Consider the following 20059-nt stretch of genomic DNA (forward strand, 5'->3'; position numbering starts at 1 on the left):
AGGATGTCTATGGATCGGGGCGCTATCAAGGGATTTATCGCGGTTGTTCTGTTTTTGTTTACCTGTCCGCTGCTGGCAAGCACCCTGCTGGCGCCGGGCGATCGGCTCTCAATCGTGCAGCCGGGGGAGGCCGCCTTCGACAAGCCCTTCCAGATCGACAAGCAGGGAGAAATCAAACTGCCCGAGGTGGGTACCGTGGTGGTGGGCGGCAAGACGCTCCCAGAGGCGGACGCCATCATTCGCACCGCTCTCAAGCCTGTTTACAACAACCTCTCTCAGCTGACCATCACCCTGTTGGAAAAGCGGCTGCTCATCAGCGTCATGGGTTATGTCAAAAAGCCCGGCAGCTATGATCTGGCGCCCGATGGCAACGTGCAGATGGCGCTGGATGCGGCCGGCGGCCTGGTGCCGGGGGCCCAGCTCAACAACATGCAGGTGCGCCGTGGCGACACCGTCTCCAGTTTTGACTACAAGCGCTATCTCGATACCGGCGATGCTGGTCTCTTGCCCCCGCTGCAATCCCTCGATGTGGTGTTCGTGCCCGCATCCCCCCTTATCGGCAACGTCCAGATCGATTTTGATGCCGCCACCCTTGCCGCCGGCGGGGATGGCGACACCGGCAAGGCGATCAAGGTGTTTGGCGAGGTGAACAGCCCGGGCGCTTTCAGCTTCAAGAGCGGCAACTCCATCGTCGATCTGCTGATGCGTGCCGGCGGGGTGACCCGCTTTGCCGGGGTGGAGCGGATCCGGGTGATCAACGGGGATGCTCCCGAGCTATTCGATCTCAAGGCCTACCTCGATTCGGGCAACAACAAGCTGCTGCCGGCACTGGCCCCCGGCGCCACCATCTTCGTGCCGAAGGACGAGGAGCAGATCAAGCGCGGGGCGCGCACCATCTACATCATGGGGGAGGTGTTCAAGCCCGGCGCCTATGAGGGGCGGGAGGGGGATACCTTCCTCGACATCCTGGCCAACGCCGGCGGGCCGACCCGCTATGCCGAGAGCCGCCAGATCCGCTTGCTGCGCACCAATGGCGCGGTCGAACCCATCGATCTGCAGGCCTATACCGAGGGCATGCAGAAAAACCTGCCACAGATAAGGCCGGGCGACGCCATCTTCGTGCCGGAGAAGACCGACATCAACGAGAAGTCCTGGCTCAAGGTGGCCCCGGGGCGGGCGGTGATGGTGATGGGGGCGGTGCGCATTCCCGGCCGCTATGAATGGTCTGACGAGATGTCGCTGCTCGATCTCATCGCCCATGCCGGCGGCCCCAACGAGCGGGCCGACATCGCCAAGGTACAGATCCTGACCTCGGAAGGGGGCATGGCGACCCCGACCATCTTCGATCTCGACAAGTTTCTCCATCAGGGGGGGGCCCTTGGCAGCCTGCCCAGGATCCACGCCGGCTTCACCATCATGATCCCCGAGCTGCCCACCGATCCCAGCGACAACAAGTCCCAGTGGGTACGCCAGTCGCCGGACAGCTCCATCTACATCTTCGGTCAGGTCGGCGCCCCCGGTCGCTACGCCTTCAACGAGGAGATGGGCTTCATCGACATCCTCTCGGCGGCAGACGGCCCGACCCAGGCGGCGGACCTGCGCAACGTGCGCATCGCCCATCGCAACGGCAGCACGGCGCGGGTGAGCAAGCTGGATCTCTCCCTCTACTTCGAGACCGGCGACGAAACACTGTTGCCCAAGGTGCTGCCGGGGGACTCCATTTACCTGCCGGAGAAGAACCGCCCCTGGCTCGACGAGCCCAAGGAGAACACCATACGGGTGCTGGGGGCCATCGCCCGGCCGGGCCGCTATCGCTTCAACTCCTCCATGACGTTGCTGGATCTGCTGGCGGAAGCCGGCGGGCCCACCAGCTCGGCCTACATCAAGAAGATCGTGGTGATCAACATGGCCGTCAGCGGCCAGGGGGATCAGGCCCGTACCTTCGATCTGGACGGCTTTGCCAAGGAGCCCGATTTCAGCCAGCTGCCGGTGCTCAGGGCAGGGGACACCGTCTTCATCCCCGACAGCAAGAGCAGCAACTGGGCCATCTTCATGGACGGGATGCGTGACATTCTCACCACCATCTCGGTGGTCGCCCTGGTGGGAACCCTGTAACGTGAGCATCCCGATCCAGTACCTGGAACTGGAGTCGCTCTACGCCTCGACCCTGGCGCGGGGGATCCGCTCCCTGGCGGTCACCTCGGCCGAGGGGGGCGAGGGGGTCAGCACCATCTGCGAGGCGCTGGCCCGGCGCGCCGAGGCGGACGGCCTCAAGACCCTGCTGGTGGATCTCAACCTCTATCACCCGGGCCGGCCCGCCGGCCAGGCCTGGGGGCCCAACGACGTGCCCGAGCCCCAGCATCAGGGCCACGCCCTGGCGGTGCTGCCGGCGCCGGGCAAGGATCTGATGGCCTTTCGCAACAAGGAGACCCTGCGCGCCCTGCTGGTGCGCTGGCTCGAGCACTATGATGTTGTGCTGTTCGATACCTCACCCCTCAACGCCCTCAACCGGGGCAATATCCCGGCGGATCAGGTGTGCGCCGCCTGCGAGGGGGCCCTGCTGGTGGTGCTGGCCGGCGTGACGCCGACCACCATGGTGCAGAGCGCCGTGGAGAAGCTGACCCGGGCCGAGGCCAATCTGCTGGGGGCTGTGTTCAACGACAGGGTCAATCCGGGGCTGGCCAGCGAGATCCTGCGCGAACTCAACCGGCTGCCGAGCAACCGGCTGACCGAATGGCTCAAACGCTGGTGCCGGCGCAGCATGCTGCTCAACTTCCGGATCTGAGGGAGACGATATGAAAGAGTGGTTGCGATCCGCCCCCGCCACCCTGCAGTCGGTACGCGAGCTGCGCGGCCGTCTGGCGCAAGGGTTGGCACTGTTTCAGGTTGCCCCCGAGGAGCAGGCCAACTGGCTGCTCTGCTTTAGCGAGCTCGCCACCAATATCGTGCGTCATGGGGAGCCGCCGGCGAGCCAGCTCTGGCTCACCCTGCAGCAGGATGAGTCGGGCCTGAGTCTGCAACTGGATGACGACGGCGGGCCCCAGCCTGCGTTGGCGGCCAACCCCCTGCCGGCAGAGCCGCAGGAGGGGGGCTATGGTCTGGCGCTGGTGCACAGCCTGTTTGAGGAAGTGAGCTTCAGTCACCAGCAGGGACGCAACCGGGTGATCCTGCGGGCCCGGCACGCTCCCCGGCGGATGCCCATGGTGGCGGTGATCGACGATGACAAGGTGATGCGCACCTTGCTCACCGGCTATCTGCACGACCACTATCAGGTCGACAGCTTTGCCGATCCCCTGGCGGCTCTGCAGGCGCTGGGACGCCAGCCGCCGGATCTGGTGCTCTCCGACATCGAGATGGAGGGGATCGACGGCTTCGCCCTGCGCCAGCAGCTGATGAAGGATCCCAAGATGCGCGGGGTCCCCTTCATCTTTCTGACCGGCCACCATGATCAATGGACCCAGAGCCGGGCCGGCGCCCTTGGCATCGATGATTTTCTGATCAAGCCCATCACCAAGCAGGCGCTGCAGCTGGCGGTCGCCCGGGTGCTCAAGCGGTCGGCCCAGCTCAAGGCCCAGTGGGGGGATCAGCTGGATCAGCGGATGACCTCGGCCCTGCGCCCCCTGCTGCCGGCCAACCAGCTGCATGGCTATCAGCTGGCGCTGCAGACCCGCGCCGCCGCCGTGGGGGGCGGGGATTTCCTGTTGGTGAAGGAGCGGGTGCTGTGGCTCGGGGACGTGATGGGGCACGATGCCGAGGCCAAGTTCTTCGCCCACGCCTACGCGGGCTATCTGCGCGGTCTGCTGACTGCCCAGAGCGAGCAGCGATCCCCTGCCAGCCTGCTGACCACCCTCTCCACCGCCGTGCACAGCGATCCCCTGCTGGGGGCGACCCTGCTCACCACCCTCTGCATCGAGCTGGGGGAGGCGGGCCGCGTTCGCTGGGCCAGTGCCGGGCACCCGGCCCCCTGGCTCATCGGGGCGGACGGGATGCGCCCGCTCGGCGTCACCGGCCCCTTGCCCGGTCTGCGACCGGATCCCCACTTCGAGACCTGCGAGCATCGGTTGCAGCCGGGCGAGCGCCTGCTGTTCTGGACCGATGGCCTGCTGGAGAGCCGGGACCCCGCCGAGCGTCAGTTGTGGGAGGCGCAGCTGCAGCAGATCTGTCTCACCCCCGCACCCGGCCTGGAGCAGCTGGCCCTGGCCATCGCCACCTGGTTTGACGAGCGGGCCGACAAGGCCCCGGATGACATGACCCTGCTGCTGGTGGCATTTCCTGCCGACTGAGGCCCCCAAACTGCTGGCACACTCTATGCAAAACCCCCGCTGCAGGTGGCCCGACGCCACCAGAGGAGGTTGCCCATGTTGCCAACACATCAGGTCTGGCTCGCCATCGATGCCCGTCAGGTCGGCGGGATAGAGATCCACATCACCCACCTTGCCCGCGATCTGCTGGCGCGGGGTCTGAACACCACCATAGTGCTGGTGGCGGATCACGGTATGACCCCCTTTGTCACTCTGCTGAGGCAACAGGGGTTGCCATACCGGGTCTGTCGCAACAGCCGTGACTTCGTGCGGGTGCTGGCAGGCCAGCCCGGCTTCGTGCTGCTGCACACCCACGGCTACAAGGCCGGGATCCTGGGGCGCCTCACCGCCTGGTGCAGCGGCAAGCCCGTGGTCTCCACCTTTCACAGCGGGGATGACGGGGAGGGTTGGCTGAAACTCTACAGCTGGCTCGATAGGCTCACGGCCCGCTTTGCGAAGTGCATCGCAGTGAGCGAGCCCATCGCCCGCAGATTGCCTGTGCCGAGCACCGTCATCAGCAATTTTGTCCCCATGCCTGCCGCCCCGGTGGCGGTTGCGGGCAATCGCATCGCCTTCGTCGGTCGCCTATCCGCCGAGAAGGGGCCGCAGGCGTTCTGCCAGCTGGCTGCCTTCTGCCCGGAGGGGAGTTTTCACCTCTATGGTGAGGGGCCGCTGATGGGGGATCTCAGCATGCAGTATGGAGATCGCGTGGAGTTTCACGGTTTTCGCCGGATGGCCGACGAGTGGCAGCAGATAGATCTGCTCTGCATCACCTCCCGCTTCGAGGGGCTGCCGCTGGTGGCGCTGGAGGCCATGGCCCACGGCATTCCGGTCTGCGCCTTTGCGGTGGGAGGGCTGGTGTCGCTGATTGACCACAAGTCCAACGGCTGGCTGGTGGAGCCAGGCCAGGTGCAGGACATGGCGGCCATCGTCAACTACTGGCTGAGCCGCGACGAGCAGGCGCGGGGCGCCATGAGCCGGGCTGCCCGCCAGACCATCGCCCGGGGTTACAGCGTCAACCACAGGGTGAGCGATATCCTGGCGGTCTATGGCGGCTGATCCCGGGCCGCCGGCACACAGCCAGCAAGCGCAGCGAGTGGCCAGGCCACTCGCTTTTTTTATGGCTGTGCGACGCACCTTCGGTCAACCCTTCTCCCTGTCAGCCTCGCGCTCTCTGCTCTGCCTATCTGGCGCCGGCCAGATGGTGCGGCTGGATGCCTCAGTCCGTCAGGCTCCTGACGAGGTGACACAGCACAGGCAGCGCGAAGCCGCTTGCCCACGCACACTTCGCTGAAGAAGCAGACCGCGATCTCTGGCTCCCCCTGGCAGGGAGCCAGAGCAGGCGCTGGGGAAAGGGGGCGGCGCAAACCGCTCGGGATGGCGAGGGGCGTCGTTCTGGTAAGAGATGCGAGTGAGGGCAGCGTCGGCGCAGCTCGCTGTCAGCAATGAGATGAAATGGGGATGCAGACCCGACAAGCTGGCGTGGCTGAGGGTGAAAAGAATCGGGCCACCGCCAAGGCAGTGGCCCGAGAACCGGCAGCGGGGGAGGCTCAGCGCCCCTTCTTGCCCACCATGATGGCGACCGTCTTGCCGATGATCTGCATGTCCTGCAGCAGCCAGCGCCAGGGATGGAGCAGGGTCACCGAGTAGGCGAGATCGAAGGCGAGCTTGCTGCGCACATCGTCCAGCGACTCGTCGTAGCCCTGATTGACCTGGGCCAGCCCTGTGATGCCGGGGGCTATTTCATAGGTGCGCTCGATAAAGAAGGGCACCGCATCCTCCAGCCGGTTGGCGATGCCGGGGCGCTCCGGCCGCGGCCAATGCGCAGCTGGCGAAAGAACACCGGACCCGGGCTGTCGAGCCGTATGGCCAACATGATGAGCGGCCACAGGGGCAGGGTCAGCAGCAGGCCGAGGCTGGCACCGGCCAGATCCATGATGCGCTTGAGCACCTGGGTCGCTTTGGGGATGGGGTGTTTCATGCTGCTCTCTCCTGTGTGGTGGGGCGGGTCAGCATCCGCAGGCCGTAGCGCAGGGAGCCGATGCCGTTGTACCAGTGTCCGAGTACCAGATAGTGGATCTTGCGAAACAGACCGGGCCAGTTGTGCAGCGGGGTGAGCTGGATCAGCAGCACCAGGGCGTAGCCCAGCAGTTGACCGGCCAGCAGCGCCGCGAACAGGGGCGAGTAAATGGCCAGCGGAATGGCGCAGAGCCAGAGCAGGGTCAGGCAAAGGGGCATGAGCACCCGCAAGCCCTTGCCACTGGCGAAGTTGAACGCCACCCAGCCGAATCTGGGGTGCAGCAGTGGCAGCAGACGCAGCAACTGCTGGGTGTTGCCGGCACCGATGCGCTTGCGGCGCTTGGACTCCAGCTGGGCATCGGAGACCTCCAGCTCAAGGGCGGCGCAGCGATTGTCATAGACCGCCTTGTAGCCCCTGGCGATGGCCTGCATCGGCAGGATGAAGTCGTCGTTGATGGTATCGGGTGCCAGCGGCGCCAAGCAGTCACTGCGCATCACGTAGAAGGCGCCGTGGGCCCCCAGCATGCTGCCAAGGGCGGATTCGCACAGCTTGATCTGGCTCTGATAGCGCCAGTAGCTGGCCTCACCCTGGGAGCCTGGCTGCCAGAAGCGATAGGCTTCGCCCACCACGCCGACGGCGGGATCCTGAAAGTGGGCGGCGGCCAGCAGCAGGCTGTCGATGGGCAGCAGGGCCGACACATCGCTGAAGGCGACCAGGGGGGTGTCGATATGGGTCATCGCCTCGTTGAGCACGGCCACCTTGCCGCGATTGCGCGGGTGCTCGAACAGCCGGATCTGCAGCTGCAGCAAGGCGGGATCGCCGAGCTGGCAGAGGGCAATGGCATAGCTGTCGTCGGTGCAGCCATCAAAATGCAGGTGCACCGCCAGCTTGTCGGCCGGGTAGTCGAGGCTGGCCAGATTCTGCAGCTTGGCCGCCAGGGTGGTCGCCTCGTTGTAGATGGGCATTACCAGGGTGATGGCGGGGAGCTGCTCATCGCCGACCTCGGTCCGAAAACCCCGTTGGTGCGGGGTCGGTTGGTGCTGGCGCGAGCAGGCCCGTTTGCCGACCCATTTGAGCAGCAGGGGGTAACCCACATGGTGGTACACCACCAAGGCTGCACACAGCCAGAACACGATCATGATCCATTCCATGGGAGGCTCCTTTTGCTGTCTCTTCGCGTGTCGATGGCATCGCCTCAGCGGGCGTACAGCGCCTGATAGGCTTGAGCCATCCGGCTCAGGCTGCCCTGTTCACAGACAAATTCACGGGTGACGGTGCGCAGGCCACGAGAGTTGAGCAACCCCTGTGCCAGAAGTTGCGCCAGCAGAGCCGGATCTCGCGTCTCCAGCAGCTGACCGCTGGCCGGGCAGACGATATCGGCGGCGGCGCCCACCGCGCTCATCACCACCGGCACGCCGCAGGCCTGGGCCTCCAGCACGCACAGGGGCATCCCCTCCGCCAGTGACGGCAGGCAGAAGAGATCCAGCCCCTGATAGAAGCGGGGCATCTGCTCCACCAGGCCGAGAAAGTGCACCCGATGGGCAATCCCCAGCAGTCGGCACTGCTGCTGCAACGCATTTTGCAAACTGCCCACCCCGGCCAGTGCAAGATGCACCTCGGGGGAGAGCCGTGCCACGGCCTCCAGCAGCAGGTGGTGACCCTTGACCGTCTCAAGGCGAGCGGCGCAGCCGATGAGCCTTACCCCGAGGGGCAAGCCCAGCGCCTGGCGCGCCAGCTCGGCGGGGCCGGGGACGAAGCGCCCCTCGTCGATGCCGTTGGGGATCACCTGGGCCTGGATGGCGCCGAGCCTCGCCTGCAGCTGGTGCGCCACCGGGGTGGCGTCTGCCACCAGGGTGGGCCGCAAGGTGCGCAGCCCAAGCCCGGCCAGCTGGCGCTGACGGGGATCGTCGAGATACCAGGCGTCATGCTCGGTGTGGATAAGGCTCGCCACCCGGGCCAGCCGGGCGGCCAGCCCGCCATAGAGCAGCGGGCCCAGATGGTGGGTGTGCACCGCTGCCGGGCGCAGCTGGCGCAGCAAGCGGATGAGGCGATAGAGGGTGGTCAGCGACCAGCCGGCGGGTTTGTCCAGACAGTGGATCCGCGAGGCAAACGGATGCAGAGCGGGCCAGGCGGCGAGCAGCGCCTCCTTGCTCCCCTCCAGCGAGACGATGTGCATGGGCTGGTGGCACTCGTTGGCCTGGCTGAGGTTGAGCACCATGGTCTCCAGCCCCCCGGGCTGCAGGTGCTGGACGATTTGCACGATGGCGGTGCTGGCTGACCGGGCGGTGGTGGGCATGGCGCTCTCCTCACAGTTGTCGGCCCTTCCCGGGCCCCTTGGCGGGACTATGCGAATCCTGTACCACAACGTCTGCCATGTTGGCCCGCTTGCTGGCATTACCCTTGCATTTCCCCATCCATTCGTGGAATGCCATAACTGCCTTGAGGGGAGTGACGCCATGCCGGTTCAGTTCTACTACAACCTCTACATCATCCTCTTCGCCGCCTGGCGGCGCCGTTATCTCATTCTGATGCCGGCCCTGGTCATGCCGCTGGTGGGGGCGGGGATTGGCGTGCTCAGCCCCAAGGTATACGAGAGCCGCACCACCTTCATGGTGCCGCAGGATTCCAACCAGACGCCGACCCTCAAGGATCTGATCACCCAGGAGAGCCTCAAGGATCGTTTCGCGGTGCTGGAGGCCATGTTGCGCAGCCGCTACGTGATGGACGGGGTGGCGCGGGACCGCAAGCTGGTGGATGACAACACCCCGCCGGCCAAGCGCGACGCCATCATGGACTGGCTCTCGGCGTCCGTCTCCATCCGTCTTATCGGGGACGAGGTGATCGAGCTGAAGGTCAAAGCCGACTCGGCAGAGAGCAGTGCCGGCCTGCTGGAGGCCGTCTCGCGTCGCTTCTTTTTCAACCTTTTGAACAAGGGGCGCCAGTCGGCCGAGTCCTCCGAGCGCTTCCTGCAAAGCCAGCTCGACAGCCGGCGCAGCGAGCTGCAGGGGGCCGAACAGCTGCTGGCGGATTTCAAGCGCGAACATGCCAGCGCCCTGCCGGATCAGCAAAATGCCAACGCCGCCCGGCTCTACGGCCTGAAAGATCGCCACGCCGAGAGCCTGCTTCAGTTGCAGCAGGCCAAGACCCGGGTCGAGCAGCTCTCCCACGGCCAGGAGGGGGCCACGACCCGCAGCCTGGAGGAGAAGTTGCAGCAGATGCAAACCGAGCTGGCCCTGCTGCGGGTGCGCTACAGCGATCAGCACAGCGAGGTGCAGAGCCTGCGCTACCAGATTGAACAGTTGCAACAGGAGCTGGAACAGCAGAAGAGCCAACCCGGCGTGGCGGTCGGGCCCGAATGGGATCAGGCCAGGGCCCAGCTGGCCGAGGCCGAGCAGAATGCCGCCGCGCTGCAGGCCCAGCTCGACGATCTGAACAAGGTGGTGGCCTCCCAGGGCGAAACGGAGAGCCAGCTGGCGGAGCTGGAGCGCGATCTCGAGGTCAAGCGCTCCCTCTATCAGGATCTGCTGCTGCGCTACGAAAAGGCCAAGGTGACCGGGGCGCTCGGCAGCTTCGAGCCCGGCGAGCGGATAAAGGTGATCGACAGGCCCTTCGCCCCGAGCAAACCCAGCAACTACCCGCTCTGGCTGTTTCTGATCGCCGGCATGGTGGGAGGCTTCGGGCTCGGCTGCGGCCTGGCCCTGCTGATTGAACTGGCGGATACCAGCCTGCGCCGCACCGATCAGCTGGCAGCGCTTATCAAGGCGCCGGTGCTCAGTCGCATTCCCTATTGCGAGCCGGTGCATGCCCACAGCGGCCAGGCGGCTCAAGCCCAGCCGTCACTGGTGGAGGTGCCGGGGTGACAGTTACCCATGGCCGTCAAGACAGGCCACCACTCTGAATTTTAATATTTCTGATAAGGCCTCGTAATGAGGCCTTTTTATGTCACTCAGAAATTGTCTTGGCCAATAATTTTGTTTTTCGTCGAATTTGGATGTGATTGTAACGATCAAGTCTTATGGCACTTCCTGATTCCGTTTCTTGACTGTTATTTATCGTGGTGATACAAGTGGATCTGGTGTAGGGGGTGGTAACACACTTATAAATCAGAAGTTGTTGGTCACGCAGTAATTTTAAAATTATTTGCTGTTAGTGTTTGGAATACTTTGAGAATTAAATGATGGAAATGTCAGAAAAAAATATAGAAGAAAGAAAAGAGAAAGAAAAGAGGGCGTTAGCAACGGGAACGGTCGGAGCTATCAGCATATTTATATTATTTTTTGGTCCGCAGTTCTTCTCGGAGTTTGATTTTACGCGCCAGCACCAATTGATGCCAGCTTATATTGGTTTTCTAGGTATGCTTTGGTTTGTCGGGATGTCTTTGGAAGGGATTGGCGCGTTGCAGTTTCTATGGAAATATGGTAGCACTAAGATACTTGCATCTTTAATTATATCCTGTTTGCTAATTGTCAGTGGTTCTAAATCCTCAGCTTTAATAAACGCTGTATTTGGCGTAGATGGTAGTGCTCTTCCTTACACTTTGGCGTTACTAATCCCAATAAACTTTATATTAAGTATAAAATGGGTATTCTATGCTCTCCTTATATGGTCATTTATATTGGCTTGTGATGCATATAATGAAAATAAGTTCAATGGGAGTATTAAATGGAACTCAATTTATTTTATTGTCAGTTCCTCGTTGATTGCTGCATTTTTATTCTTTCAAAGTAATGCTGCTCTAGGTGAAAAGGCAATGAAGATAAAAGCATATAAGCTTGCCCATCAATTTGATTTTAGTGAGTCGTATGACTGTAAAGGAATTGGTGAGGGAATGTCAGTATTATTTCTGTCACCTGATCATCGCTACATTATCAGTGACAATAAACTTTTAATTGATGAGTCTTTTCAGGACTTTTTTACAGACAATGAAATAGAGGATTACCCTTCTATAGGCATGTTTGTAAGGTATGAGTGCGACACTAACAAAGCATTGCAGCGGACAAGTCGCTGAATGCGGTGTTAAGTGTCTTTCGTCAATAAGTTAGAATGTACTAAGTTGGAATGGTTATGACACCACAAGAAAGTTGTGAGAGAGACGTCAAGAGCATTTAAAAAGTTTTATAGGTTTTTTGCCTCATCTGATGCAGATGATCTAAAGGAGCTATTTACTGTATTGTGTAGTTCACTTTAAAAAATAGAAACATTAACAGGTGTTAAATTCAAAGACAACCATCGTTTTATAGCGATAAAAACGCTACAGAATTTATCTATACATGAATCGAATTTTTAAACAGCAGCTCGTAGGTTCTATTAGCTGGTAGGCGTAATCGGACGCTCACGATGACACACTACGATAATGTGGCAAGGACGTCCAGACTGATAAAAGTTGGTTGCCTGCTCGAGAGCTAATTTTGGTGTGGCGAACTGGCAAGATGGGCGGGTGTTAGCGAGTTAAATAAACATATTACAGAAAGGTCGCTAAACGTTAATTGAACCTACGCCATTACATAGACATAATGAGGGGAACTGCTTTGATAAACCATTTGTTGTCACGTTCTGCTGAGCTTGAACGAAATCTCTTGGAATTTTTAGTGTTGCCTCCTTTCGATGACTCACAAAGAATTATAGTGAGCAGAGTCATGTGTAGTCTTGCATTCGAACATGCCGAAAGTGCCAAAATGCTGATATCGGCAGGTAATTTAACCTCGGCTACGGGGCTGGTTCGTCTTCAATATGAAGCATTGGTTCGGGCAATGTGGCTGCTCTACGCAGCAACCGATACGGATGTTTTAAAATTAACCAGTGAGCTGACGCAGGAGACGGCAGATAAGGCAAATAGGCTTCCTATGCTCAGCGAAATGTTAGCAAAACTGCAAGGAAAGGCTCCTCAAGAACCGCTGGATATGTTGCGTGAATTCAAAGAGTATTCTTGGAAACCTCTTAGTTCGTTCATCCACGGCGGAATTCATGCAATCCATCGCCACAGCAAGGGTTATCCACCTCCTTTACTTGCACAAACGGTCAGAATATCCAACGGGGTATCGATAATGGTGGGTATGCTGTTAGTTATATTGCATGGTGGTGGTGAGCAGGTAGGTAAAATTCCACTGATTCAAAGAGAGTTTGCTGATTGTCTACCTGATACCAAGTTGTAAGTTTCATAAGAAGTGTCGTCAAGGGGCGCTCCTGTTGCATGCTTTAGTCGAGGATTGTGCCACTGCCCGACCGGAAGCAGTATTGAGCACAACTGCTGTATATGCTCAGCCACTTATCCTTGCTTCCAGATATAAATCAGGGAGCCATGGCTCCCTAATCTCTGCACTCGGGGTGACAAACTAACCGATGACCGGCATCCGTTGCCATCCGGCGTTCTGCTGGTTACGGTCTTGATTTTGACCTTGAGTCCGGCGCTGATAACGCCAGGCCAGCAGCAAGGGCATGCCGAGTAGCAGCTGGGCCGCCAGCGGTATCTCCTCGATGGGGGCGGCGAGTGCACCCTCTGGAATGATCCCCCCCTCAATTTCGGCCGCGAGTTTCAGCTCCAGGGCGCTGCCAAAATCGGCGAAGGTGGTAGCGTTGATGACGAAGGCATCCTCACCGCCGGCGATATTGTTCAGATACCAATCCTGCAGCACCCCATCGGGATAGTCCTGGCCTATGGTGATGCCGTTGATGGTATCGATGCCGGAGGCGAGCAGCTGATCCCGCACCGTGGCGGTATCGAGCCCGGCGTTCTGGATCCCGTCACCTGAGACATCCATCACCTGACGCGTGGCGGTAAAGTCGTTGGTATCGAACTGCAGGGCACCGAACTCCATGGCCGAGCCCGGCGCCGTCATCCCCGAGTAGGGGCGTGTCAGGGCGTCCAGGGTAGAGGCAAACTCGTTGATGGAGGTCATGTCATAGAGGTAGAACCAGTCGGTCATCACCGCCTGCTGGGTCGAGCCGCTCCACATCACCATCTGCACGGCGATGGTGCCCAGCTTGCCGTCGCTGGTATCCAGGATGGCGTCTTGCACCGCCTGGCTGTAAAACGCATCCACATAGCCCTGCAACTGCAGGTTGAACTCTGACGCGCTGACGCTGCCCGACACATCCATCAGCAGTTGCAGCTCGGTATCCACTTCGGTCAAAGCGTAGGCGGGGGCGCTGACCAGCAGCATCCCCACCAGCCCTGCCAACGGTTTTAGTCTCATTGCTCGCTCCTTCTCCTTGGGGCCTGGCCCTGATCCTCAGTGCCGATGGGGAGAATGAATAAAGCGTGCCACTTTGCAGGTATCAGCAGCGGGCATGAAATTTGCGGTCTTCGCACAGGATGAAAACGAACAAGTGCGGGGTGAGGCGATGGAGATCCGTCCCTGGCAGTGGGCGCCCAACTGGTTGCTGTTGGGGCTGGTCAATCAGTGGGCCATGGTGTGGCTCAACACGGGCCATTTCAACCTGCTGGTGGTGTTGCTGATTGCCATCTGGTGGCAAATTGCATCGCGGGTTGCGCCAGCCTGGCAACCTGGCCGCGCCGCTCTGCTGCTCTTCTCGCTGCTGCTGTTGATCCCGAGCGCCAGTTGCAAGGCGCTGGCCTGCCTGCTGCTGGCCGCGAGCCTGTGGCGGCGCCAGCAGCCTTGGGACGAGCGCGCCGCGCTGCACATAGTGGTGGCCTTCACCCTGGCCGTGCTGTGGGGGCAGCAGCTCTTTGCCCTCTGCTCCGGCCCCGTGCTGGCGCTCGATGCCTGGGGCGTGGGCCAGTGGTTGCAACTGCTGGGGTGGGAGACGGTGCAAAGCGGCAATCGCATCGAGCGGGTGGGGGGCCATACCCTGATCGTGCTCAAGGGCTGCTCCTCGTTCTCCCAACTCTATCTGGTGGCGCTGGCCTGGCTGGTCTCCTCCTGCTGGCTCGCCCCCGGGCGGGCGCTATACCGTCAGCTGCCCCTGTTGGGGCTGGTCTTGCTGCTCTACATCGGCAGCAACCAGCTGCGGCTGGTGCTGATGAGCCTGGATCTGCGCTGGTACGGCTGGCTGCATACCGGCACGCTCGCCCAGCTCTACCAGTGGCTGGTGCTGTTGCTGCTAATGACACTGCTGTTTCGAAGGGGGCGCCATGTCACCACCGATTAGGGGCTATCTCTGGCTGGTGCTGCTGGCACTGGCCTCCACCGGCGCCATGGGGTGGCGCTATCAGCACCGCCAGCCGGTGGATGGCGCGCGCCAGATGCTGCAGGAGCTCCGCCAGCTCGGCTGGCAGCGGCAGGGGGCCAGCCCCTTGCTGGGGGGCACCTATGTGGGCTACCGGCTGCGCCACCCAGATTGTGACGGGGTCTTGCAGGCGATGGCGGTGGCCCCGGATCGGGAGGCCATGTCGGTGCGGCTCGCAGGCAAAGGCCAGCTGCAGGGGGTGATGTTTCGGGGGCAGTGGCACCCGGAGCCGCCGCTGCTGGCCTATCGGCTCAATCAGGGCTGGCACAAGCTGTGGGGCGACGCGCCGGCCCCCCTCTATCGGGTCGCGCTACCTGCGGCCTGTCTTGCCCTTATTGCGCCTGGCGAGCCTCGCTGAGGGGGCTCGCCGCGTCGGCGGGCAACACCCGGATCAGCAGGCTGTTCGGGGCCAGCATGGGGTCGTAGCGTGGTTCGAGCTCGATGGCGCGGGCACTGAGCAGGCTGGCCAGTTTGCCAAGGCGACTGCTGGCAAGGCGCGCACTCTCCAGCATGTCGGTCTGCGGCCCGGGGCCGCTGATAAGGGCTATCTTCGCCGGATCCCGCTGGCCGAGAAACTGGTGCAACTGCTGCTCCTGATCCGCCGCCAACATCACCGCTTCCTCCTGATAAGTCAGCGACAGCTGGGCCTGCTCGGCCAGCTGCTGCTGGCGCAGCTGCGCCAGCATGGGGAAGGGATCCTCGGTGGGCGTCTGGCGGGCACAACCAGTGAGTAGCAAAGAGGGCAGCAAGGAGAGCAGCAAGGCAGGCAACAAGCCTGCGGCAAGCCCGCTCTGGCGGGGACGACGCCCGGTATTCTGGCGCCCAAAAGCCTTTATGTTGGTGACGTTCTGATGCGGCATAAGCTGGCCAGTCAGGGGGGATGAATTGGCTCCAGTTTGCAATGTTTTCAAGCGCTTGGCCAGTTGTTCAATCTCGCCGCGAAAGCTGGCCCAGCGGCTGGCGGGGAGTGCTTCGGCCTGCTGCCAGCGGGTGGGCACCGCCTCGCGCAGCCGCTGCAGCAGCAGGGCCGCCTCCACCTGTTGGCGCGCCGCCTGCTCGAGCCAGGTGAGCCAGCGCAGATCCTCGATGCCCTGTTGCAGCAGCAATAGATCGTAGGAGAGGCGATGAGCCTCGCAGGCCTGCGGGCCCAGCAGCAGAAAATCGCTCTCGCGCCCGTCGGTGGGGTCATAGGGCAGGGCAGTGGGCATGCGCCCGTGCCACTGCAGATAACCCTCGGCCCCGCTCTGCCAGAGGTAGAAGCCGGCGGCACGCGGGGTGCCGAGGTTGTAAAACCAGGGGGTGGCCCCGGCGGCCCTGACTCGTTCCACATCGGCCTTGTCGGCGCCGAAACCTGCGTTGATCAGGGCTATCTCCACCTCGGCCAGCAAGGGCGCCTGGGCGGGATGGTTGAAGTGACCGGCCCGCACCACGGCGGGATCCCGCCGTTTCATCTCGCGGGCCATGGCTTGAATGGCGGGCAGGGCGCCGAGATCGGGCTCGTCAAACAGGCTCCAGGCCAGGGGTGGCAGCCCCTGGGCGTGAAAGGCCGCCTGGCGCTGCTGCCAGGCATCGAGCCGGCTGTTGGCGTCACTGCCCCAGCGCTTAAGCGAAGCGTAGGCCAGCAGCGGCATGTGAAAACCAAGGCCGATGGCCTCCTCCTGGGTGGTGCGCATCCCGGCTTCATCCTGGGGCAGGGCGGGGGCCACGCCGCTTATCCCAAGCCCGGCAAGCCGCTCCAGATCGCAGCGACTGGCGGCCAGCTGGGCGTTGGCCAGCTCCGGGCCCTGGCCGAACCAGCCAAGGTAGGGGGGCGTGTCGAGGTAGATGCCGACCGGTTTGCTGGCGGCGGGCAGGGTCAGGGGCAGCACCTCGACCTCTAACGGCAGCTGTACCAGCTGCTGGTGGCTGAGCAGCTGGATATTGCCCTGATAGCGCCCCGCCGGCGCATCTTTAGGGATGGGAAGATGCAGCACCAGGCGCCTTGGCACCCCGCGCTTGAGGGTGAGCCCCGCCACCCCCTCCACCAGCTCCTGATCCGAGGGGAGCAACAGGGTGCCGCTCGCCTGGGGGCGCACCAGATGCCACTGGCTGCGGTAGGGGGTCAGCGGCAGGGTAACGCCGTTGGCCGCTGGCGGCTGGATCACCAGCAGGGGGGCGGCGTCATCCTCGGGCGTCTCGATGACAAACTCCAGCAGCAACTGGCTGCCTTGGGCGGCCAGTACGGGAGTGGCGGGGGCTGCCGGGATGGCCCTGGTACTCAAGGTCGGCTGCCCCGGCGCGATGGGGGTCAGGGTGAGGCGAGCGGGGGATTCTGGCTGCGAATAGGGGGCCAGGGCCCACTTCTCCGTAAAGAGCTGGCGCTGCTTGGCCAGCACCCGTCGGGTGGCTTCGGCCAGCGGGTGAGGGTTAGCCTTGGCATCAGCCTGTTTGTCCGCTGCCGGATAGGGGGCAAGCAGCAGGCCGGCGAGAAATTTCGCATCCGGCGAATTGCCCCCCAGGGTGAGGGTGAGCGGGCCGCCCGGGTGCTCGAGCACCAGGCTGACCGGCCCCCCCTGGCGGGCACCAAACAGCAGCCAGGGGTCTGGATTGGGCAACGCCTCCTGCTGCTGGCCGGCGAGATAGCGCTGGGCCAGCCACTCGCCCGGCTGCCACCGCTCGGCCCAGACCGGCTCGCCATCGATCAGCACGCTGCGCTCGAGGGGGTGGGGCAGGTACTCCCACTCGCCCGGATCGTCGAGCCAGAGGGTGAGCTGGTAGCGCCCCTTGGGAATGTTCAGCCTGACACCGTCGAGGTTGCGCAGCCCGTCGCGGATCAGCGCATCGCCGGAGGGGCGCAAGATGGGGCTGGGGTGGCCCAGCAGACGCGGATCCCCCGGTGCCAGGGGCTCGAATCCGGTGAAGCGGGGGGCATCGCTCGCCCCCAGATCGAGGGCCATGGTGCCGGTGGGCAGGGTCAGCCCGGGGGACCAGTACCAGCGTGTCAGGGTGAGCGGCGTCGCCCCGTCAGCCATAAAGAGATAGAGCTTGGTGAGCTGGTCGAGGGCCAGGGTCCTGGGCTGGGCGGTGCGCCAGTCGCTTAAGGAGAAGCGCAGGGTGAAGGGACCCGGGGGGATGATCCGCTCCAGATTGACCCGGCTGCGGTAGTTGACCGAGGCGGCGTCGTCGACCCGCAGGATCAGGGTCTGGGGACTGGCCGCGGGATTGTGACCCTCGATCACCAGTTCATCATCCGCCCCTACGGGCCAGGGCAGGCGCTCGAAGGTGAGCCGCTGGGGCGTCTGCTCGCCGCTCAGTGGCAAGGGGGTGGGGCCATCAAGGCGGCTCGCCGCCAGCACAGTGCTTCCTATTGCCAAACTTCCCATTGTCAAACAGAGGGCCGGCAGGCTGAGGGTGAGCAGGCCGAGTACCTGTAGCCAGCATGTTCTGTGCAAACGCGCCGCCAGCCAGCCCATCAGAGCAGCCCCGCCAGCCAGTTTTTCAGCTCATCGGCCCTGTGATCCCAGCTCTGCTGCGCCACCGCCTGCTGGCGCTGCGCTTTTCCCTCGTGCCGGGTCAGCGCCTCCCACTCGTAGCGCTGAAACCAGTCCTGGGCGGGGGCGTCGAGGGCGGCGCGCTGGATGGCCTGGGCCAGGCTGTCGCCCGGGCGGGGCAGATGCACCAACTCCCGATAGCCGTCCAGCGCCGGAAAATCGGTGCTGACGACGGGCCGGCCGGTCGCCAGATACTCGCGCAGTTTCAACGGGTTGCAGGCGCGGATCTGGGCATTGTCGACGAAGGGCAGCAGGCTCACCTGCCAGTGCTGGGCGTAGGCGGCCAGGGTATGGTGTGGTCTGGGGCCGAGCAGGTGCACGTTCGGCAATCCGGTGAGCGGGCTCAAATCGGTTTGTTGCGGTCCTATCAGCACCAGATCCCAGTGGGGCAGGGCGCGGGCGGTCTCCGCCAGCAGGGGAACGTCTATCCAGTCGCTCAGGCTGCCGTAAAAACCGGCGATGGGGCGCCCGCTCGGCAGATCCGCCGGCCTGGGTTGGGGGGGCATAAAAAGCCCGAGATCCACCCCGTGGCTCAGCAGCCGGGTCTTGTGGGGGGGGAAGCGGCTGGCCAGCGCCGGACTGGCGGCCAGGATAAGGTCCGCTTTTTCTACCAGCCTGGCCTCGCAGCGAGCGATGGCGGCGTGATCTACCCCCGCCAGGGCCGAGAAGTCGTCGCCGCAGTAGTAGATCACCGCCCGCTCGCCGAGCTTGCCTACCAGATCAACGGCGCTTGGCAGGGAGATCCAGAGCAGCGGCTTGTCGAGCTCGGGCAGCTGGCGGCGGATCTGGGCCGCCAGCCAGTGGCCATTGATCCGCCCCGCCAATGGGCTGCCGGGCAGGGGCAGCGCCAGCGGCGGCATCACCTGGGGCGTTGGCCCGCTCTGGATGGCGGCTACCTGCGCCTCCCCCTTGGCTGAGCGGCGCAGCACTGCCCCCAGTTTGCGGCCGAGCCGGCCAAGGTCGCGCACATTGAGGCGGGGGCGGCGCAGGCCGATGGAGTTGACCCAGAGCACCCGATAGTCCGGCAGCAGGCGCTTGATGAGGTGCTGGGTGCTGGAGGGGTGTTGACCCCAATCCTCCCCCAGTACCACCAGTTGGGGCTGTGCGCTCGACGGCTTCATGGCTGCTTCTCCTCACTCAGGCGGCTGGCGGCGCTCTCTGCCAGCGCGTCGCGGCAATCTTGCGCATCGAGGTGGCGCAGCACCCGGGCCGGCACCCCCGCGGCCAGCACCCCGGCGGGCAGGCTGTGGGTCACGATACTGCCGGCGGCGACCACGGTCCCCGCGCCTATGGTCACCCCTGCCATCACCATGGCGCCGGTGCCGAGCCAGACATCGTTTTCGAGCACGATGTCGCCGACCTGCTCGTCCCGATCCGGCAGCCCCCGGGCCCGCTCCTGGGCATCCAGCGGGTGGCCCGGGTAGCCCGCGAGAAAGGCGCGCCCGGCGATGCGCACGTTGTCGCCGAGCACCACTTGGCTGCCCACGGCGATGGTGGTCTGCCAGCCGATGCCGACGTTGTTGCCAATCTTGAGCAGCGGTGCCTTGCTCGAGGGGCGGCCGCTGATGGTCATGGCGGCGCTGAGGCGACAATCCGCCCCCACCTCGATCGACACGGGCCCGCTGATAAAGGGGATGCCGCCGTAGAGATAGAGGCGGGGGGCGGGGGCGCGCAGGCGGGACTGGAACAGCGGCGTCCACCAGAGGGTGCGGGCCAGGGTGGCGAGTGTCTGGCTTGCCAGCCGATAGAAGCGATAGAGCAGGCCGTGCAGGGGCGGGATGAGCGGGAAGCTCCAGCTGCGGGCTCCCTTGGCGAGGCGCCACAGCAGGCGGGCCAGCGGCGTCTCCCCCTGCTTGGCACAGGTTTTCATCCGGTACAGGTTGATGCTGTTCATGGTGTGCTCTCCCTTGGCTCTGCTGCCGTCATGGCCGACCAGTCAGGCACTAGCAGGGATCGGGCCAACTGACGCTCAGCACGCTGCCGGCTCGCGCCGGCCGCCTGCCAGGGGGTTGGATGGCAAG

15 protein-coding genes and 1 pseudogene are annotated in these 20059 nt (G+C 63.2%); 9 read left to right on the forward strand and 7 right to left on the reverse strand.

Going from position 1 to position 20059, the window contains the following annotated elements; translation table 11 throughout:
• Positions 1 to 9 precede the first annotated feature (9 nt).
• The 4 genes from AB5Y94_RS21590 to AB5Y94_RS21605 all read left to right on the forward strand — a co-directional run bounded on the left by AB5Y94_RS21590 (position 10) and on the right by AB5Y94_RS21605 (position 5360).
• Positions 10 to 2115 carry an SLBB domain-containing protein gene (locus AB5Y94_RS21590; protein WP_005301419.1) on the forward strand — a complete coding sequence of 702 codons (2106 nt, stop codon included), beginning with the start codon at positions 10 to 12 and terminating at the stop codon, positions 2113 to 2115.
• A 1-nt stretch (position 2116) separates the two neighbouring features.
• Positions 2117 to 2785, forward strand: a complete 669-nt coding sequence (locus AB5Y94_RS21595) for a CpsD/CapB family tyrosine-protein kinase (protein ID WP_005301417.1) — start codon at positions 2117 to 2119, stop codon at positions 2783 to 2785.
• 10 nt (positions 2786 to 2795) lie between these two features.
• Positions 2796 to 4283, forward strand: a complete 1488-nt coding sequence (locus AB5Y94_RS21600) for a SpoIIE family protein phosphatase (RefSeq protein WP_368206563.1) — start codon at positions 2796 to 2798, stop codon at positions 4281 to 4283.
• Between the two features lie 75 nt (positions 4284 to 4358).
• The gene (locus tag AB5Y94_RS21605; protein WP_368206564.1) at positions 4359 to 5360 is read left to right on the forward strand and encodes a glycosyltransferase family 4 protein; all 1002 of its coding nucleotides are present in this window, start codon (positions 4359 to 4361) and stop codon (positions 5358 to 5360) included.
• 491 nt (positions 5361 to 5851) lie between these two features.
• On the opposite strand, the pseudogene AB5Y94_RS21610 reads toward AB5Y94_RS21605, so the two are convergent.
• From AB5Y94_RS21610 to AB5Y94_RS21620, 3 genes and pseudogenes are all read right to left on the reverse strand, one after another.
• A pseudogene (locus tag AB5Y94_RS21610) lies at positions 5852 to 6282 on the reverse strand (sugar transferase).
• Positions 6279 to 7472, reverse strand: coding sequence for a glycosyltransferase family 2 protein (locus tag AB5Y94_RS21615; protein WP_123246230.1), 1194 nt, complete (start codon positions 7470 to 7472; stop codon positions 6279 to 6281). The pseudogene AB5Y94_RS21610 and the gene AB5Y94_RS21615 overlap by 4 nt, the downstream one beginning before the upstream one ends.
• Before the next feature lie 44 nt (positions 7473 to 7516).
• Complete coding sequence (locus AB5Y94_RS21620; RefSeq protein WP_368206565.1) at positions 7517 to 8617, reverse strand: glycosyltransferase; 1101 nt, start codon at positions 8615 to 8617, stop codon at positions 7517 to 7519.
• A gap of 160 nt (positions 8618 to 8777) precedes the next feature.
• Here AB5Y94_RS21620 and AB5Y94_RS21625 point away from each other — a divergent pair, with 160 nt between their 5' ends.
• From AB5Y94_RS21625 to AB5Y94_RS21635, 3 genes are all read left to right on the forward strand, one after another.
• Complete coding sequence (locus AB5Y94_RS21625) at positions 8778 to 10181, forward strand: GumC family protein (RefSeq protein ID WP_368206566.1); 1404 nt, start codon at positions 8778 to 8780, stop codon at positions 10179 to 10181.
• Between the two features lie 317 nt (positions 10182 to 10498).
• The gene (locus AB5Y94_RS21630; RefSeq protein WP_368206567.1) at positions 10499 to 11329 is read left to right on the forward strand and encodes a hypothetical protein; all 831 of its coding nucleotides are present in this window, start codon (positions 10499 to 10501) and stop codon (positions 11327 to 11329) included.
• A 628-nt stretch (positions 11330 to 11957) separates the two neighbouring features.
• On the forward strand, positions 11958 to 12473 hold the full coding sequence (locus AB5Y94_RS21635; RefSeq protein WP_368206568.1) for a hypothetical protein: 516 nt from the start codon (positions 11958 to 11960) through the stop codon (positions 12471 to 12473).
• Positions 12474 to 12653: 180 nt separating this feature from the next.
• On the opposite strand, the gene AB5Y94_RS21640 is transcribed toward AB5Y94_RS21635, so the two are convergent.
• The gene (locus AB5Y94_RS21640) at positions 12654 to 13514 is read right to left on the reverse strand and encodes a DUF1194 domain-containing protein (RefSeq protein ID WP_368206569.1); all 861 of its coding nucleotides are present in this window, start codon (positions 13512 to 13514) and stop codon (positions 12654 to 12656) included.
• A gap of 94 nt (positions 13515 to 13608) precedes the next feature.
• Between AB5Y94_RS21640 and AB5Y94_RS21645 the strand changes: the two genes are divergently transcribed.
• Entirely contained in the window at positions 13609 to 14430 is an 822-nt protein-coding gene (locus tag AB5Y94_RS21645; RefSeq protein ID WP_368206570.1) for a hypothetical protein, read from the forward strand.
• Positions 14414 to 14866, forward strand: coding sequence for a hypothetical protein (locus AB5Y94_RS21650; protein ID WP_042006393.1), 453 nt, complete (start codon positions 14414 to 14416; stop codon positions 14864 to 14866). Before AB5Y94_RS21645 ends, AB5Y94_RS21650 begins: the two co-directional genes overlap by 17 nt.
• Here AB5Y94_RS21650 and AB5Y94_RS21655 read toward each other — a convergent pair.
• The 3 genes from AB5Y94_RS21655 to AB5Y94_RS21665 all read right to left on the reverse strand — a co-directional run bounded on the left by AB5Y94_RS21655 (position 14841) and on the right by AB5Y94_RS21665 (position 19932).
• Complete coding sequence (locus tag AB5Y94_RS21655) at positions 14841 to 17861, reverse strand: hypothetical protein (RefSeq protein ID WP_368206571.1); 3021 nt, start codon at positions 17859 to 17861, stop codon at positions 14841 to 14843. The two genes, AB5Y94_RS21650 and AB5Y94_RS21655, sit on opposite strands and share 26 nt — an antisense overlap.
• Before the next feature lie 98 nt (positions 17862 to 17959).
• Positions 17960 to 19159, reverse strand: a complete 1200-nt coding sequence (locus AB5Y94_RS21660; RefSeq protein ID WP_368206572.1) for a glycosyltransferase — start codon at positions 19157 to 19159, stop codon at positions 17960 to 17962.
• Positions 19156 to 19932: an acyltransferase gene (locus AB5Y94_RS21665; protein ID WP_368206573.1), complete on the reverse strand. Its 777-nt coding sequence runs from the start codon at positions 19930 to 19932 to the stop codon at positions 19156 to 19158. The genes AB5Y94_RS21660 and AB5Y94_RS21665 overlap by 4 nt, the downstream gene beginning before the upstream one ends.
• Between the last annotated feature and the right edge of the window lie 127 nt (positions 19933 to 20059).

Origin of the sequence: Aeromonas sp. s5 (assembly GCF_040907865.1) — a bacterium.
Classification (GTDB): domain Bacteria; phylum Pseudomonadota; class Gammaproteobacteria; order Enterobacterales; family Aeromonadaceae; genus Aeromonas; species Aeromonas dhakensis.